The organism is Colwellia sp. Bg11-12, from assembly GCF_014076955.1.
Taxonomy (GTDB): Bacteria; Pseudomonadota; Gammaproteobacteria; order Enterobacterales; family Alteromonadaceae; genus Colwellia_A.
Genome location: NZ_JACGUZ010000077.1, coordinates 200,381 through 217,427 on the forward strand (window position 1 = coordinate 200,381; position 17,047 = coordinate 217,427).

Annotated in this window: 15 protein-coding genes; 4 read left to right on the top strand and 11 right to left on the bottom strand. The window is 37.2% G+C overall.

Annotation, left to right across the window (positions count from 1 at the left end; translation table 11 throughout):
- Positions 1 to 11: 11 nt before the first annotated feature.
- The 6 genes from iscA to trmJ all read right to left on the bottom strand — a co-directional run bounded on the left by iscA (position 12) and on the right by trmJ (position 4,407).
- Complete coding sequence (gene iscA, locus H4J39_RS14805; RefSeq protein WP_070376089.1) at positions 12 to 335, bottom strand: iron-sulfur cluster assembly protein IscA; 324 nt, start codon at positions 333 to 335, stop codon at positions 12 to 14.
- A gap of 15 nt (positions 336 to 350) precedes the next feature.
- Positions 351 to 731: a Fe-S cluster assembly scaffold IscU gene (gene iscU, locus H4J39_RS14810; protein WP_182229160.1), complete on the bottom strand. Its 381-nt coding sequence runs from the start codon at positions 729 to 731 to the stop codon at positions 351 to 353.
- 71 nt (positions 732 to 802) lie between these two features.
- On the bottom strand, positions 803 to 2,017 hold the full coding sequence (locus H4J39_RS14815) for an IscS subfamily cysteine desulfurase (protein WP_182181989.1): 1,215 nt from the start codon (positions 2,015 to 2,017) through the stop codon (positions 803 to 805).
- 32 nt (positions 2,018 to 2,049) lie between these two features.
- Positions 2,050 to 2,562, bottom strand: a complete 513-nt coding sequence (gene iscR, locus H4J39_RS14820) for a Fe-S cluster assembly transcriptional regulator IscR (RefSeq protein ID WP_182181988.1) — start codon at positions 2,560 to 2,562, stop codon at positions 2,050 to 2,052.
- Positions 2,563 to 2,733: 171 nt separating this feature from the next.
- Complete coding sequence (gene cysE / locus H4J39_RS14825; RefSeq protein WP_182229161.1) at positions 2,734 to 3,540, bottom strand: serine O-acetyltransferase; 807 nt, start codon at positions 3,538 to 3,540, stop codon at positions 2,734 to 2,736.
- A 60-nt stretch (positions 3,541 to 3,600) separates the two neighbouring features.
- Positions 3,601 to 4,407, bottom strand: coding sequence for a tRNA (cytosine(32)/uridine(32)-2'-O)-methyltransferase TrmJ (gene trmJ, locus H4J39_RS14830; protein WP_182229162.1), 807 nt, complete (start codon positions 4,405 to 4,407; stop codon positions 3,601 to 3,603).
- A 351-nt stretch (positions 4,408 to 4,758) separates the two neighbouring features.
- Here trmJ and suhB point away from each other — a divergent pair, with 351 nt between their 5' ends.
- Together suhB and H4J39_RS14840 are read left to right on the top strand one after the other, a co-directional pair.
- Positions 4,759 to 5,562, top strand: coding sequence for an inositol-1-monophosphatase (suhB, locus tag H4J39_RS14835; protein ID WP_182229163.1), 804 nt, complete (start codon positions 4,759 to 4,761; stop codon positions 5,560 to 5,562).
- A 169-nt stretch (positions 5,563 to 5,731) separates the two neighbouring features.
- Positions 5,732 to 8,599: a pitrilysin family protein gene (locus H4J39_RS14840; RefSeq protein ID WP_182229164.1), complete on the top strand. Its 2,868-nt coding sequence runs from the start codon at positions 5,732 to 5,734 to the stop codon at positions 8,597 to 8,599.
- Positions 8,600 to 8,673: 74 nt separating this feature from the next.
- Here the strand turns inward: H4J39_RS14840 and H4J39_RS14845 are convergent, their stop codons facing one another.
- The 4 genes from H4J39_RS14845 to prmB all read right to left on the bottom strand — a co-directional run bounded on the left by H4J39_RS14845 (position 8,674) and on the right by prmB (position 12,796).
- Positions 8,674 to 9,414 carry an ABC transporter substrate-binding protein gene (locus H4J39_RS14845; protein ID WP_182229165.1) on the bottom strand — a complete coding sequence of 247 codons (741 nt, stop codon included), beginning with the start codon at positions 9,412 to 9,414 and terminating at the stop codon, positions 8,674 to 8,676.
- 102 nt (positions 9,415 to 9,516) lie between these two features.
- Positions 9,517 to 10,677 (bottom strand): MFS transporter, encoded by a 1,161-nt coding sequence (locus H4J39_RS14850; RefSeq protein WP_182229166.1) that lies wholly within the window; start codon positions 10,675 to 10,677, stop codon positions 9,517 to 9,519.
- Between the two features lie 29 nt (positions 10,678 to 10,706).
- Positions 10,707 to 11,798 carry a chorismate synthase gene (aroC, locus tag H4J39_RS14855; protein WP_182229167.1) on the bottom strand — a complete coding sequence of 364 codons (1,092 nt, stop codon included), beginning with the start codon at positions 11,796 to 11,798 and terminating at the stop codon, positions 10,707 to 10,709.
- A gap of 53 nt (positions 11,799 to 11,851) precedes the next feature.
- A complete protein-coding gene (prmB, locus tag H4J39_RS14860) occupies positions 11,852 to 12,796 on the bottom strand; it encodes a 50S ribosomal protein L3 N(5)-glutamine methyltransferase (protein ID WP_182229168.1) in 945 nt (314 codons plus the stop codon).
- A 122-nt stretch (positions 12,797 to 12,918) separates the two neighbouring features.
- On the opposite strand from prmB, the gene smrB reads away from it, so the two are divergent.
- Complete coding sequence (gene smrB / locus H4J39_RS14865) at positions 12,919 to 13,476, top strand: endonuclease SmrB (RefSeq protein ID WP_182229169.1); 558 nt, start codon at positions 12,919 to 12,921, stop codon at positions 13,474 to 13,476.
- An 8-nt stretch (positions 13,477 to 13,484) separates the two neighbouring features.
- Here smrB and sixA read toward each other — a convergent pair whose 3' ends face one another.
- Complete coding sequence (sixA, locus tag H4J39_RS14870; RefSeq protein WP_182229170.1) at positions 13,485 to 13,958, bottom strand: phosphohistidine phosphatase SixA; 474 nt, start codon at positions 13,956 to 13,958, stop codon at positions 13,485 to 13,487.
- A gap of 218 nt (positions 13,959 to 14,176) precedes the next feature.
- Between sixA and H4J39_RS14875 the strand changes: the two genes are divergently transcribed.
- On the top strand, positions 14,177 to 16,960 hold the full coding sequence (locus tag H4J39_RS14875; protein WP_182229171.1) for an insulinase family protein: 2,784 nt from the start codon (positions 14,177 to 14,179) through the stop codon (positions 16,958 to 16,960).
- Positions 16,961 to 17,047 lie beyond the last annotated feature (87 nt).

Below are 17,047 nucleotides of genomic sequence, written 5' to 3' on the forward strand. Positions count from 1 at the left end.
TCACAAATCACTTAAACGTTAAAGCTTTCACCACAACCACATTCGCCTTTGGCATTTGGGTTTGTGAATTTAAAACCTTCGTTTAGACCTTCCTTAACAAAATCTACTTCAATGCCATCAAGGTAAACTAAACTTTTTCCGTCGATAATAATATTCACATCAGAGATAGAAAACAATGTATCGTCTTCATTTAACTCATCAACAAATTCCATCACATAAGCTAGACCAGAACATCCCGTAGTTTTAATACCAAGACGTAAACCGAGACCCTTGCCTCGATTGGTAATAAATGACTGAACACGGTCTGCTGCGTCTTTCGTCATTGTAACACTCATAAATAACTCCGACGTCTAAGCAGTTTTACTGCGATAATCTTCAATCGCTGCTTTGATAGCATCTTCCGCTAAAATAGAGCAATGAATTTTTACTGGCGGTAAAGCAAGTTCTTCAGCAATTGCCGTATTTTTAATCGTCGCAGCTTCGTCAATAGATTTACCTTTCACCCATTCCGTTACTAATGAACTTGACGCAATTGCAGAACCACAACCATAAGTTTTAAACTTAGCGTCTTCAATAATACCGTCAGCGTTAATTTTCAATTGTAGCTTCATTACGTCACCACATGCGGGTGCGCCAACCATGCCTGTTGCTACTTGTGGATCATTTTTATCCATTGAGCCAACATTACGTGGGTTTTCATAGTGATCAATTACTTTTTCTGAATAAGCCATTATTTCTCTCCTAATTAGCGATGAACGATACAAAAATGTATGTTCATCAATAAAATTTTTATTGGGGATGCTTAGTGAGCAGCCCATTCAATTGAGTCTAAATCAATACCGTCTTGGAACATTTCCCAAAGTGGTGACATATCACGTAAATGCCCAATTGATTTTTGAATAAGTGTAATCGCGTAATCTACTTCTTCAGTTGTCGTAAAACGACCGAAGCTAAAACGAATTGAGCTATGCGCCATTTCGTCGTTCAAACCTAATGCACGTAATACGTACGAAGGTTCTAAACTGGCAGAAGTACATGCTGAACCAGAAGATACGGCTAAATCTTTAAGCGCCATAATCAAAGATTCACCTTCAACAAAATTAAAACTTACATTTAAGTTACCCGGGTAGCGATTATCAAAATCTCCGTTAACAAAAACTTGTTCCATAGTGTTCAAGCCTGCCCATAAGCGGTCACGCATTTTAGTTACATGAGCGATGTCTTGGGTAATTTCTTCTTTAGCAATACGACAAGCTTCACCTAAACCGACGATTTGATGCGTAGGCAATGTGCCACTACGCATGCCACGTTCGTGTCCACCACCATGCATTTGCGCTTCAAGACGAATACGAGGCTTACGACGAACATACATTGCGCCCATTCCTTTTGGACCGTAGAATTTATGTGCAGAAATTGACATTAAATCAATTTTCAACTTTTCCATGTCCACTTCAATTTTACCAACACTTTGTGCGCCATCAACATGAAAAACAATTTTACGTGCGCGACACATTTCACCGATTGCAGCAACATCTTGAATTACGCCAATTTCATTGTTTACATGCATAATGCTTACTAATACTGTGTCATCACGCATTGCATCAGCTAATTTATTAAGATCAATCAAGCCATTGCTTTCAGGATCTAAATACGTAACTTCAAAGCCTTGACGCTCTAATTCACGGCACGTATCTAAAACAGCTTTATGCTCTGTTTTACAGGTAATAACATGCTTACCTTTTTTACGATAAAAGTTAGCTGCACCTTTAATGGCTAAGTTATTTGACTCTGTTGCTCCTGAGGTGAAAACAATTTCACGCGGATCAGCATTAAGAAGGTCAGCGACTTGGTTACGTGCAATATCTACCGCTTCTTCAGCTTGCCAGCCAAATTTGTGTGAACGAGATGCAGGGTTACCGTAAAAACCGTCAGTAGTCATATACTGCATCATTTTTTCTGCAACACGTTTGTCTACAGGTGTTGTAGCTGAGTAATCAAAATAAATAGGAAGCTTCATTCGCTAACGTTCTCCAGTTAAACAACACGCATTTAGTGCATGTCGTGCATAATGTTTTTGGTTTCAATTAATGTTTCTAATGACGGCATAGTTTTATTGGCTTGTGCATGCGCTTTATCTTGTCGTCTTGACACTAATTTTACGTTGCTTTGCTCAACAAGCTCTGCCAACGTTATGTTCTTTAAGAAATCTTCGATACGGTCACTTAAACCTTCCCACAACATGTGTGTTAGGCATTCGTCACCATTTTGGCAATTACCTTTACCGTCACATCTTGTCGCCTTAATCGATTCATCAACAGCATTGATGACATCAGCAACAGAAATTTTTGCAGAGCACATTCCAAGGCGATAACCACCACCTGGGCCTCTAATACTATTTACCAAGCCATATTTTCTTAAGCGCGAGAAAAGTTGTTCTAAATAAGACAACGATATGCCCTGTCGCTCTGAAATATCAGCCAAAGGTACGGGTCCAGTTACTGCGTGAATTGCTACATCTAACATAGCAGTTACCGCGTAACGCCCTTTTGAAGTCAGTTTCATTGTGTACCCCTATCGAATTACCAACAATTCTACATAACCCTACAAAATAGTCAACTAAATACCTGAGTGTTTTACTCAAGTATTATGGGTTTGTTCAAAAAAGAGCCCATTAGTAGCGAATTCCCTCAGTTTAATAAGAAGGAAGCATCAGTAACGGATAAGTTTTTTATATTATATTTCAGGATCAAATGACGCTACGCGTTTTTCACGACGTTGAGCGGCGGCCTTTTCATCATCAACGAATTCACCCACACTCAATTCGGGTAATGCTTCTTGGCAAACTTCACCACCGAGGTGATTTACTTCTTTACACAAGTCAGCAACCTTCTTGTCCATCAAGTGCATGTGATCTAGCACACGGCCAATAGCTTTAGCGACCGGATCAGGGTTATCAGCGGAAACGGCATAAGCATCGAATCCAAACTTTCTTGCAACTTGGTCACGCTGCTCTTTTTCTGATTGACTTTTTTCATTGACAATACGTGCAGGAATACCAACAGCGGTTGCATTTGCAGGTACATCTTTTACCACAACAGAGTTAGAGCCTACCTTGCCACCTTTACCGATAGTAATAGGCCCAAGCACTTGTGCTCCAGCCCCTATAACGACATTATCTTCTAATGTTGGGTGACGTTTACCCGCAGTCCAACTTGTACCACCTAAAGTAACACCATGATATAAAGTAACATCGTTACCAATTTCAGCCGTTTCACCGATGACAATTCCCATACCGTGATCGATAAAGAACCGACGCCCTAATGTTGCCCCAGGATGAATTTCAACCCCCGTCATCCAACGAGAGAATGTTGATAAACTGCGCGCAAGAAGATACCAATTATTTTTCCACAGTTTATGACTCAAACGATGGATCCAAATAGCATGCATACCTGGGTAGTTAGTCAACACTTCTAACGTATTGCGGGCGGCGGGATCTCGGTCGAAGACACTTTTAATGTCTTCTCTGATACGGCTGAACATAATTATATCCTTCTATATATCGGTGAAAATAAGCACCAATATAATGAGTACTTACTTTTATTATTCTTTATTTTTTTCTTTCTCGTTTACTTTAGCCGCTCTTTGTACGGAAGCTAATATTCCACGTAGCATCTTAACTTCTTTTACATCAGGTCGCGCTCGGTTAAATAAACGACGCAGCTTAGTCATCACTAAACCTGGATGTGTAGGCACAATAAAACCGGTTGCTTTTAAGGCATCTTCGAAGTGTTGATAAAATCGCTCCGTTTCAGCAATAATCGGATATTCATCTTCATCAAGCTCTTTTTTCGGCAAATTTTTACTGAGGTTTTCACCTTTCGCTTTAAATGCTTTTTGCTGATCAATTAAATAACTGGTCCGCACTTCATAACTTAAGGTCTGAACGGCCATCGCTAAGTTTAATGAACTGTAGTCAGGGTTCGCAGGAATTTGTACATGAAAATGACAAAGTTGTAACTCATCATTAGTCAAACCACTACTTTCACGACCAAAAACTAAGGCCACTGGAAAATTATGCGCCTCTTCTACCAGCTTTTCTCCACAGCCTCTTGGCTCTAACATAGGCCAAGGTAAGGTGCGAGAACGTGCACTTGTACCTACAACCAAACCGCATTCACTGATCGCTTCAGCTAAAGTGCTCACTACTTTTGCATTTTTTAATACATCAGTAGCTCCTGCTGCTAAAGCTTGTGCTTGGCCATTTGGCATTTCTATAGGGTCAACTAATATAAGCTCACTTAACCCCATCGTTTTCATAGCACGTGCGGCCGAACCAATATTACGACAATCGGAAGTATTTACTAATACAATCCGAACATTGCTTAAAAGTGATGATTGTTCTGACATTATCTTCAATTACTCAATTTATAGTTAATATATAAAATAAATTATACCTACTGGTATTAACTATCTAGATGGCTAAAATTGACGATAATATTATCACAGAACATTAACCTTGTGCTCAGAAAAAATCATCAAGTTTATTGAAATTAGTTAGTGCGAAAAATTATGTGTTAGTTATTAAACATCTATGAAATTTTTTCTTGATTATTTTATATAAAAAACAGTGTCGCTAATTACAGATAACTTTGCTATAATTTTCGCGCTTGAAAATCCGCTCGGCGGCAAGCCTCGTTCTTTATAAAAGTTGTTATACTGTTTAATTCTATTTACAAATATGTAAAAGGTAGTCTCTATATGCATCCTATGCTTAATATTGGTATTCGTGCTGCGCGTAACGCAGGTAAAGTTATTGTTCGTGCCATTGAACAATTAGATAAAGTTGAAGTTCAAGCAAAAGGAACAAATGATTTTGTGACTAGTGCTGACCTAAGCGCTGAAGAAGCCATTATTGAAACATTAAAAAAATCATACCCAGATCACACTATTGTTGGTGAAGAATGTGGCGTGATTAAAGGCAAAGATGATGACTTCCAATGGATTATTGATCCAATAAACGGTACAACAAACTTTATTAAAGGCATTCCACATTTTTCCGTATCTATTGCTTTAAAAGTAAAAGGCAAACTAGATCAAGCGATTATTTTTGATCCTTCTCGTGGTGAGCTATTCACAGCTAGCCGTGGTAAAGGCGCACAACTTAATGGCTTTCGAATCCGTGTAAAACAACATAAAGAACTTTCTGGTGCCATTGTTGCCACAGGCTTTCCATATAAGCATAAACAGCACAGCAACGCTTATTTAGAAATGTTTAAAACATTATTTACTAAATCTTCAGATTTACGCAGTTCAGGCTCTCCTGCACTAGATTTAGCTTATGTCGCTGCTGGGCGTGTAGACGGATATTTTCAAATAGGGTTAAAACCTTGGGAATCTGCTGCAGGTGAGTTATTAATTATAGAAGCCGGTGGTTTAGTCACTGATTTTGTAGGCGATCATAATCATACTGTTTCAGGTAATACCGTTGCAGCGTGCCCTCGTTTATTAAAAACTATTTTAAAAGATATACGCCCACATTTAGGTGAAGCGTTAAATAAATAATTAAAAATTATTTACTCTAGTTTTAAAAAGCGCTTGTAGCGCTTTTTTTATATCTTTGTAATATTAATTAACATTAAATTTACGTTTTTACAGTGCTTTTATTAGTATTTTATCGAATAATAAGCACAATATTGGCAATAATAAAAATACTAATAATAAGGCTACACTCATGAAATGGACTGCACTAAGCTTTTCGATAATTACCGCCCTATCAGTAGCTGGCTGTAATACGATAGAAGCACCATCAAAAAACGCATTAAACAAACAAAGCATTAATAAATCTTCTTCAGCAAATAGCGCTATAGATATTGAATACAATAAGTTTGTTTTAGATAATGGCTTAGAAGTCGTTTTTCATATTGACCGTTCAGACCCTGTTGTTGCTGTTGCGTTAACTGCACATGTTGGGTCTGCTCGTGAAATTCAAGGAAGAACTGGCTTTGCTCATTTATTCGAACACTTGTTATTTCTCGAGTCTGAAAACCTTGGAAAAGGTGGTTTAGACAAAATGAGTGCTCAAATTGGTGGCTCAGGCGCAAATGGGTCAACAAGTCGTGATAGAACAAATTACTTTCAAACCGTACCTAATGATGCTTTAGAAAAAATGATTTGGGCAGAAGCTGACAAACTTGGTTTTTTTATAAATACCGTCACCGAGCAAGTACTTGCAAAAGAAAAACAAGTTGTAAAAAATGAAAAACGACAAAGTAATGACAACCGACCTTATGGTCATACTCAGTATGTTATCGATAAAAACCTTTATCCTGAAAATCATCCATACAACTGGCAAGTTATTGGGTCTTTAATCGATTTACAAAATTCAACACTTCAAGATGTTAAGGACTTCTTTAAGAGTTGGTATGTGCCCAATAATGTGACCTTGGTGATTGCAGGTGATTTTGATGAAGCCGAAGCGAAAGCTTGGGTCCATAAATATTTTGATGAAATTGATGCGGGTGAAAAAATCGAACCTCTCGCCAAGCAGTCAGCAAACTTAACAAAAACCAAGAAAATATATCATGAAGATAACTTCGCTAAATTACCAGAGCTCAGCTTAACTTGGCCAACTATCCCTCAATATCATCCAGACAGTTATGCCTTACAAGTATTAGTTGAATTACTCAGTGATGGTAAAAAAGCGCTATTAAATCAAAAATTAATTGATGAATTAACGCTAACGTCTCGCGTTACTATGTACCACTATCAATCAGAGTTAGCCGGTCAACTCATGTTGAAAGTAAGAGGCTTTGAAAATACTAATTTAAATAATATTAACAAAGCGATCAGCGAAGCATTTCTCAAATTTGAAAAAAAAGGCTTTAGTGATGAAGACCTCGCCACCATAAAAGCAGGACAAGAAAGCGCTTTTTATCGTGGGCTTTCGAGCGTTTTAGGTAAAGGCTTCCAATTAGCACAATATAATATTTTTACCAAAGATCCTGGTTTTATTAACCAAGAAGCTAAAAATATTTTGGCGGTGAGTAAAGAAGATGTTTTACGTGTTTATAATAAATATATTAAAAATAAATATGTTGTTGCCACAAGTTTTGTACCAAAGGGTCAGCAAAATCTAGCGTTAGAAAATTCAGTAAAGGCACAAATAACTGAAGAAAAAATTGTCGCTAACGCAGAACAAAGTTTTGATGCTTCACAGCAATCAACGTATATCAAAACACCTTCAAGTTTCGACCGTTCAAGTGAACCAGCCTATGGTAAATCGCCGACACTATCGGTACCTAAAGTTTGGCAAGACACGTTAACCAACGGGTTACATATTTATGGTATCAAGAACAATGAAGTTCCACTGGTGCAGTTCAATATAGATATCGCTGGAGGGATGCTATTTGATGATATTGACCGAGTCGGTGTCGCGAATTTAGTCGCTGAACTGATGAACAAAGGCACTAAAAATAAAACACCACAACAACTTGAAGAAGCAATTAATAAGCTTGGCGCTACAATTAGTGTTTATGCAACGCCAGAGTCAATAAAAATATCAGCAAGTACTTTAGCAAGAAATCATCAGGCAACAGTCGATTTAATAACAGAAATGATCTTAGCACCTCGGTGGGATGAGAAAGAGTTTACGCTGACCAAGCAAGACATAATCAGCCAAATAAAACAGCAACAAACGAATCCTAATCAATTAGCAGACAATCAAATGAATAGATTGCTCTATGGTAAGTCGAGTATTTTATCGAACAATCTATTGGGCACATTAGCTTCACTTGAAAAAATAACGTTAACTGATTTAAAAGCCTTTTATAAAACAAAACTGTCACCAAATTTAACTAACATTCATATTGTTGGAGATATAAACGAAACAGCAGTATTAGCTGCTTTTAAAGTATTAGAAAATAATTGGTTAAAAACAAATGCCGTCTTACCTGAGGTTTTAGCGCCAGAACTACCTAAAGAATCAAAAATCTATTTTTATGACGTACCCAATGCTAAACAATCTCAACTTAGAATTGGCTTTCCTGCCATGAATGCTATGCATAAAGATTTTTATAGTGCTCAAGTAATGAATTATATTTTAGGTGGCGGCAGCTTTGCTTCAAAACTTACACAAGAGTTGCGAGAAGGCAAAGGCTACACCTACGGTGTACGTTCGAGCTATAGCGGAAGCAAAACAAGTGGAGAGTTTCTTATTAGTAGTGGTGTTCGCACGAATGTAACACTCGAAGCAATTGCATTAATTAAAGATCTTGTTGAAAAATATCAAAATGACTTTAATGACAAAGATTTAGCCACAACTAAAAGCTATTATTTAAAAAGTAATGCGAGAAAGTTTGAAACATACAACGCAAAACTGGCGATATTACAAAGTATGAGCCAATACAATTTGCCTGCAAACTACATACTCGAACGAGCAACATTAGTTGAAAGCTTAACATTAGAGAATATTAAATCGTTAGCGAGTGAACATTTACACCATGAAAAAATGATTTATCTCGTGGTTGGAGATGCTAAAACGCAGATGGAGCGTTTGAAAGCATTAGGTTTAGGAGAGCCAATTCTTATAAATGCAAACTAGTTGAGTTGAATAAACTTCAGTCTTGTTATTAATGGTAAGGCTGAAGTTCATTATAATTACTCGTGCCATCAGAGTTAATTAACAATAGGTACTTTACCGCTTTCTGGCAAATTGCTGTATTGAAAGTAACCGGAAAAAATAGTTTTTAAAGGAAGTTGCTTGATAAGCTCATCGAGCTTTTCTTTTAACTTTACCCCTTGTGAATCTCTATAAACAGCAATACTGGCTGGGATTTTGCCAATGGTTTGATAATAAACCCCCTGCACTTTCTTCTCTTGTAACAATGTCATCACCGAGACTCTTTCAAATACTAAAACATCAATACGTCGCTTAACCAACATATCAACAAGTTGTCGAAGGGTTGCGGTTTGAATGAACATATCTCGCGGGATTTTCATTTGACTTGCTAAAAAGTCAGCATTACCAATAGTTGTACCAATTCGTCCTTTTTGAAGTATTGATAAATCCAGAAATTTACGTTCAAAAGTAAAAATATCAGAAGAGGTTTCTATTTTCCAGTTTAGCTCTTGTGCATAAAGATAAAATTCAGCGGTTTCTAAATTTTTAGGCGTGTGACCCACTATTTCAATATGTTGATGCTTTAACTGATGTTTAGCGCGAGCATAAGTCATGATCTCAATATTAAATTCGAAGTCAGAAATTTTTTCAATAGCGTGAAGCATATCAATAGTTAACCCTGTTCCCTGCGCATTAACAAACGGGGGGAAAGGTTCCATGGCAACGTTAATTCTTTCGGCTAAACAGGAAAAACTAAATCCATTTATTAAGATCCCGAACCAGAAAATAAACTTCATGATTCTCCAATACACTTAATAATAAAGGTGAAGCGGGGGTAATTAATTCAATAATAGATACTCTTTAGCAATAACACAATGCACTTTTCAGTGTCATTATTGTTATTTGTTGTCATTTATTCGATTATCAGGCATAAGTAAAACAAACAGAAATCCAACTAATGCAGCAAACGCGGCAAGATTATAGGCAAGTTCGCTGCCTTGCCCTCCTTGCCAAACATTACCTGCTATATAAGCACCAATTGCACCACCTAACCCATAGACACCGCCAATATAGATTGCTTGACCACGGTTCTGTTGGTCATCATTGAAATGTCGATGAATAAATTGAATAGAAACACTGTGGTACAAACCAAAACTAAGTGCATGTATGCACTGAACGAGTGCTAGAACCCAGATAACATCCGCAAAATTACCGGTCATAAGCCAACGAACAGATGTTAACAATATACTCATGGCTAACAGCGTTTTCAAAGGAAAATATCGGAAGAATACGCTCGCATAGATAAAAATAAGGATCTCGGCCATTACTGATATGGTGATGAATATACCAACCGCAAAACCTGGGTAAGCCAGCTCTCGAAGATAAAGCGCAAAGAAACCATAATAAGGACCAAAACTCATTTGTAACATCAAGCCCGCAAGAAAAAAGCATATAAACGAGCGACAAAAAATTTTATCAATGATTTTTTCTAACGGCTTAACACTATTTCTTGTAATTTTCGCAGGGGTTAGTTTCATGCTTGAAAGAAATAATCCTGCCAGCACAAATACACCTAAATAAGTAAATGCATCTGCAGAATATCGCTCTATTAAGTCTCCGGCGAGAACAGCTAAAAAAATAAAACCAATACTCCCCCACAAGCGAATACGCGCATAAATTTTTGCACTACGTCGAATTGAGTTAAGGGTAAGCACTTCAAGTTGGGGTAAAACAGCGGTCCAAAACAAACTAAAAACCGCTAAACAAAAAACCATTGGCCAATAACTGTTTAACCAGAAAAGCAGTGAAAAACTCAGTAGTGCTAACAGCGAACCACTACGAATAATTGATAATTGTTTACCTGATTTATCAGCTGCGAAAGCCCAGAAGGTAGGACCAATGATTTTAGTAGCAGTAATAATCGCAAGAATTTCACCTATTTCAATTGAATTAAAGCTTTTTGCATCAAGAAAAATAGGTAAGAAGGGAATAATCAAACCTAAAATAGCAAAATACCAAAAGTAACTCGAAGAAAGTCTTACAAATTTATCCGATGTCATTACTTTTGGTTTTCAATAAAAATCACTGACTAGGATTCAATATCAGGCGTAACACAAACAACATCAGCGTTTTGTCCACGATGACGTAAAAAATGGTCCATCAGCGTTAGTGCTAACATAGCTTCCGCAATAGGAACCGCACGAATGCCGACACAAGGATCATGACGACCTTTGGTGACTAAGTCTGTTGCTTTTCCAGCTAAATCAATCGTTTTTCCACTGACTCCAATACTTGAAGTGGGTTTCATTGCAATGTTAGCAACAATACTTTGTCCTGATGAAATTCCACCTAAAATACCCCCACTGTGATTACTGGCAAAACCCTCTGGAGTTAATTCGTCACGGTGCTCTGAACCTCTTTGGTTTACCACCGCAAAACCATCGCCAATCTCAACACCTTTAACAGCGTTTATTCCCATAAGCGCATGAGCAATATCCGCGTCCATACGATCAAAAATAGGTTCACCTAAACCAACGGGCACGTTAGTGGCTCGCACCATTATTTTAGCGCCAATGGAGTCTTTCTCACGGATAATGCCGCGCAGTAGCTCATCTAACGCATCAAGCTTAGTTACATCGGGAAAGAAGAAAGGGTTATTTTCTACAATGTTCCAGTCAATGTTAGTTGCGCAAACGTCGCCTATCTGAGTAACACACCCTTGAATGTCGACATTAAACTTTTCTTTTAAGTATTTTTTAGCTACAGCACCTGCCGCAACTCGCATTGCGGTTTCACGTGCTGATGATCTTCCGCCACCGCGATAATCACGAATGCCGTATTTTTGCCAATAAGTATAATCGGCATGACCCGGACGGAAACTTTGCGCGATATTGCCGTAATCTTTTGAACGTTGGTCGGTATTTTCAATGAGTAAACCAATAGGTGTTCCCGTTGTTTTTCCTTCAAAAACACCAGACATTATTTTAACTTGATCAGGTTCACGACGAGCAGTGGTATAACGAGAAGTCCCAGGACGACGACGGTCAAGGTCATCTTGTAAATCAGCTTCTGATAACGCTAAACCTGGCGGACAACCATCAATAATTGCACCTAAACCTAATCCATGGCTTTCACCAAATGATGTTACGGTAAATAATTTTCCAAAAGTATTGCCTGACATGAATATATCTTCTCTCTATTATTTGAATATACAATTACGGAAATTGAACTGAATTATTTTTTTTCAAATGCTTGTGTGAAACTATTCGCATGATTTATTAACTGTTCCTTAGTCAACATAAACACACCATGACCACCGTTTTTAAACGTTAACCAAGTAAAAGGTACTTGCGGGTAGACATGCTCAACATGAATTTGAGAGTTCCCCACTTCGCAAATTAAAACGCCTTTTTCATTTAGGTGGTTAGCCGCTTGTGCAAGGATTTCACGAACGATATCTAAGCCATCAACACCCGACCCTAAACCCATTTCGGGTTCATGCAAGTATTCTTGCGGTAATGCGTCAACGTCTTCTTGATCAACATAAGGTGGATTAGTAACGATTAAATCATAAGTTAGTCCATCAACCCCAGAGAAAACGTCAGATTGAATTGGAATAACTTGTTCTGTTAATCCATGATTTTCAATATTAATTTGTGCAACGTTAAGTGCATCAATCGATAAATCGAGTGCATCAACCTCTGCTTCAGGAAAAGCGACGGCGCAAGCAATAGCAATACAGCCACTGCCGGTGCATAAATCAAGAATACGTTTTGGAGGGTTCTTTTGAGAAAAAGTGGGTGAAAAGTGTTGTTCAATTAATTCACCAATGGGCGAACGAGGCACTAAAACGCGCTCATCAACATAAAAAGGTAAACCAACAAACTGAGCCTGATTCGTTAAATAGGCGGCTGGCAGTTGTTCAATAATGCGTCGTTCAACTAAAGCCAACACGGTTGATTTTTCGTGTGAAGTTAATCGACAATTAAAGACTTGTTCACTTAATTCTTCCGGTAAATTTAAAGCAAACATCACTAAGGTTATTGCTTCGTGCCACGCATTATTAGTACCGTGACCAAAAAAAAGTTCAGCTTGATTAAATTCACTGGTGGCAAAACGTAAATAATCACCAATGGTATGTAGTTCATCTTTAATTGGTGAAAAATCAACTTCGTTCACATCTATTCTCTATTATCTAGCAATTTATGAGGCATATTATAACCTTTTGCTTGTTATTGCCCACAGATGTTTTTAGAATTTAAATTGTTTTCCCTATTATCATTAAGAATGTAGTTTCAAACATGAAATTTAAAGAAGCCTTAACTTCCCATGAGATAGACTTATTCAAGCAAGCGATCGGTAAAGTAAAACCAATCGTGCAAGATAAAATTGCCCCGATTAAAAAGCACGTACAAAGTCAATCATTACAAATGGCTAAAACAAAAGTTAATGCAAAGAAGAAACAGCATGCTGAGTTTTATTTTTCTGATGAATTTGAACCAAACTTGAATCAACAAGGTCCGATGAAATATGTTCGTGAGGATGTTGACAGCTTTGAGGCTAAAAATCTAAGACGTGGTCAGTATGCACCCGATTTAATTTTAGACCTACATGGTTTAGATCAGAAAACAGCAAAGTTAGAAGTTGCTGCATTGATGTACGCATGTAAAAAAGAACATGCAAAGTGTGTTTGTATTGTGCATGGCTTAGGTTCAAAGGTACTGAAAAATAAAGTTCCCCATTGGCTAGTGCAACACCCTGATGTAATGGCTTTTCATCAAGCACCACTTGAATGGGGTGGTAATGGTGCTTTATTAGTACTCGTTGAACTCAATGATCGCTTCGCAGATATTGTCTAGCGATAAATCTAAAGGCTAGCAGGTGACGTATGTGCTATTAACTGCCCTCGCATTGTACTGATATCATAACTAATCTCAGCGATAGAAGCGGTTTCAAATAGTGGCGCATGTTGACCACAAGTAAACTCCGCCACCAAGTAACTGACCAGAGGCATATGCGATACAATCAGTATATTTGCCTGTGTATTATCAACAAAAGTTAACTCAAGGTAGTTACGCATTTTATCTGCGGAATCTTCTGGTGTGATAAATTCAAGTGTGGTTAAACTCGTTGCAGTCGCTAAAGTGTTTTTTACAATTTTTGCGGTTTGTTGAGCACGAATATAAGGGCTGACAAAAATTGCGTCAAAGTGCACTTTTTTATCGATTAACCTACTTGCCATATTTTCAGCTTCACACTTACCTAGGAAGGTTAATTCACGACTTTGATCAGAAGGAGCCATTGATTGAGCTTGACCGTGTCGCATAACAAATATTCGCATAAATTTTCCAAATAACTTCGTTTTTTCAAATCGCCCGCATTTTAGCGTTTATTTCGGTCTATAGTATAGATAATTAATAGAAAAATTAAGAATATATTAGACTCTAGTTAATCCATCAGGTAATTTAACTGGATAATTAAAATAATTTTAGAAACAAACGCTTACCTTGCCAGTGTCCGTCACCAATAAGGTTGTTGCAGTGTTTGCCGGAGCAGATATTGAAACAAAGCCCAAATGACAGCAAGCAATATAAAACGTTAACACTATCAAACGGCTTGCGTGTTCTATTAATTCATAATGAGCAAACGAATAAATCAGCTGCTGCATTAGCGGTAAATATTGGACATTTTAGTGATCCCAAAGACCGAGAAGGTTTAGCCCACTTTCTAGAACACATGTTGTTTTTAGGTACTGAGTCTTACCCTGACGGTAGTGAATATCAAAAATATATTAGTCAACACGGTGGTAGTAATAATGCTTGGACTGCAACAGAGCACACTTGCTTTTTCTTTGACATTCATCACCAACATTTTACCTTTGCACTCGATCGCTTTAGTCAGTTTTTTATTAGCCCATTACTTTCAAGAGAGTTTGTTGAGAAAGAGCGTCAGAATGTAGATGCTGAATTTAAACTAAAACTCAAAGATGATATTCGACGCTTGTACGACGTGCATAAAGAAACCATCAATCAAGCACATCCTTTCTCAAAATTTTCGGTAGGCTCAATTGATACGCTTGCTGATCGAAAAGACAGTGATTTAACCACTGAAATACGTAATTTTTTTCATCAATATTATCGCGCGAATATAATGACACTTGTTTTAGAAGGTCCACAGTCACTTGATGAATTAGCCCAATTAGCAACGAGTAAGTTTACCGATATAAAAGCGGCAACTTCAATACCACCAGTGATTAACACCCCGCTTTATCTCGCTGAGCATCAACAAATAAAAATTAATGTAAAACCTGTAAAAAACGATCGACAACTCATTGTTAGCTTTGCAATGCCAAGCATTGATCGCTACTACCGTCACAAACCTGAATCTATTTTAGCTTATTTATTAGGCCACGAAGGTGGTGGCAGTATTTTGTCTTACCTTAAAAAGCAGCGTTGGGCACTTAGCTTAACCGCAGGCTCAGGCGTAAACGGCGCAAACTTCAAAGACTTCAATTTAAGTATTTCGCTAACTGAATTAGGCGAACAACATATTAACGAGATTATTAGTTGTATTTTCTCTTATATAAACGTGATGAAAAGTACTCCTATTGACGACTTTTATTATCAAGAAAAACAAGCGATTGCGAATTTGTCATTCAATTACCAAGAAAAACTAAAACCATTAGACTCTGTTTGCCAGTTGGTTATTAATATGCAGCATTACTCACCCGATGATTATATTTACGGTGACTACATAATGAATGGTATGCAACAACAAACAATTAGCTTGCTGTTAGGCTGTCTATCAGCAAATAACATGCGTGTTATTCATATTAGTGCACAGAATACGTTTGATAAAAAAAGCTTTTGGTATCAAGTCCCCTTTAGTATTGAAAAAATCAGTCCTATGCAAATTACAAACTGGGAAAATGAAGCAATAACTCACGATCTTTCTTTACCGCTAAGTAATCCTTATATCGTAAAATCGCCTAAAATATACGCATCTACTCCGGTTAGTAAACAACATAAAAGCACCCCTGATTTAATTGAAAAAATTGATGGTTTATCTATTTGGTTTAAACAAGACAATAACTTTAAAGTACCCAAAGGTTATATTTATATCGGTATTGATGCACCACTCACTATAAAAGACAGTAAGCATATTGCGATGACGCGGCTATTTGTCGACTTGTATAGTGATGCCGTTATTGAACAACATTATGACGCTGAACTAGCGGGTATTCATTATCATTTATTTTCGCATCAAGGTGGAATGACACTTCAACTCTCTGGCGTTAGCACTAAACAAGACAAGCTCCTTGAACAGTTATTATTAAGCTTAGTAACCGCAAATTTTATAGAAGAAAAGTTTGAATTGTTTAAAAAACAATTAATTAACCATTGGCATAACGCGCAAACAAGTAAATCTATTTCACAATTATTTTCGATTCTTAGTTCAACGATGCAACCTAAAAACCCCACGAGTAATGAGTTAGCCAATGCTCTGGAAAATACATCATTTAAAGAGTTTACAGCCTTTAGAAAACATTTATTTGATGAGATAACCATCGATGCATTAATGCATGGAAACTGGTTAAGTAAACATGCAGTGAAGTTCAGTCATCTCTTAAAGTCGGCATTTAATCATCAATACTCAAATAAGTATGCCGTTAATGTCCCCATTCTTGATATTGAGGGTCAAGGAGATATTCACCTGCCTTTGCAATTGCCTGAACATGACCATGCTGCTGTCGTTTATTATCCGTTTTCAAAGAAAGACTTAAAAACAATAGCGATAACCATGATCACTAGCCAAGTGTTATCTCCCCTTTTTTTTCAAGAAATGCGAACTGATAAGCAATTTGGCTATTTAGTCGGTGTTGGATTTATTCCTATTAATCGTTATCCTGGTATCGCCTTTTATATTCAGTCGCCACACGTAAATGCTGATGTTTTAGTCACAGAAATAAACGGGTTTATTAATCAGTCTTTAGAGAAGTTAACGCTTTTGTCTGACGAAGGTTGGCTGCATATCCAACAAGGATTGGCGAGTCAATTACAAGAAAAAGACTCTAGTTTACGAATAAAAAGCCAAAGATTCTGGGCCGCTATTTGTAATAAAGAAACGAACTTTGATGAAAAGCAGCAATTGATTCAAGTCATCTTGTCATTAACTGTAAATGATATTAGTCATTTTTTTACTGAACAACTTTTAGTGAATAACAATACTGATAGAATAACCTTAACAAGTTATCAAGATAGTACGGAAGAGAAAATCCAAATATCACTCCAGCATAATGAAAAGATTAGAAAAAAATTAAAAAATTGTCAAAGAAAATATTAAACCTGCCGATAAAATATCAAGGCTACTCAAATTAACTCAGCAAAGTCTCTTTTACATATTAGAGTAAATGAGTTGACTTAGCCCTAG

What these genes read in the sequence shown, in the direction of transcription:
- H4J39_RS14850 (WP_182229166.1), bottom strand. Translation starts at nt 10,677, where the DNA reads ATGACATCGGATAAATTTGTAAGACTTTCTTCGAGTTACTTTTGGTAT.
- iscA (WP_070376089.1), bottom strand. Translation starts at nt 335, where the DNA reads ATGAGTGTTACAATGACGAAAGACGCAGCAGACCGTGTTCAGTCATTT.
- aroC (WP_182229167.1), bottom strand. Translation starts at nt 11,798, where the DNA reads ATGTCAGGCAATACTTTTGGAAAATTATTTACCGTAACATCATTTGGT.
- smrB (WP_182229169.1), top strand. Translation starts at nt 12,919, where the DNA reads ATGAAATTTAAAGAAGCCTTAACTTCCCATGAGATAGACTTATTCAAG.
- H4J39_RS14840 (WP_182229164.1), top strand. Translation starts at nt 5,732, where the DNA reads ATGAAATGGACTGCACTAAGCTTTTCGATAATTACCGCCCTATCAGTA.
- trmJ (WP_182229162.1), bottom strand. Translation starts at nt 4,407, where the DNA reads ATGTCAGAACAATCATCACTTTTAAGCAATGTTCGGATTGTATTAGTA.
- H4J39_RS14845 (WP_182229165.1), bottom strand. Translation starts at nt 9,414, where the DNA reads ATGAAGTTTATTTTCTGGTTCGGGATCTTAATAAATGGATTTAGTTTT.
- iscU (WP_182229160.1), bottom strand. Translation starts at nt 731, where the DNA reads ATGGCTTATTCAGAAAAAGTAATTGATCACTATGAAAACCCACGTAAT.
- sixA (WP_182229170.1), bottom strand. Translation starts at nt 13,958, where the DNA reads ATGCGAATATTTGTTATGCGACACGGTCAAGCTCAATCAATGGCTCCT.
- cysE (WP_182229161.1), bottom strand. Translation starts at nt 3,540, where the DNA reads ATGTTCAGCCGTATCAGAGAAGACATTAAAAGTGTCTTCGACCGAGAT.
- H4J39_RS14815 (WP_182181989.1), bottom strand. Translation starts at nt 2,017, where the DNA reads ATGAAGCTTCCTATTTATTTTGATTACTCAGCTACAACACCTGTAGAC.
- iscR (WP_182181988.1), bottom strand. Translation starts at nt 2,562, where the DNA reads ATGAAACTGACTTCAAAAGGGCGTTACGCGGTAACTGCTATGTTAGAT.
- suhB (WP_182229163.1), top strand. Translation starts at nt 4,759, where the DNA reads ATGCATCCTATGCTTAATATTGGTATTCGTGCTGCGCGTAACGCAGGT.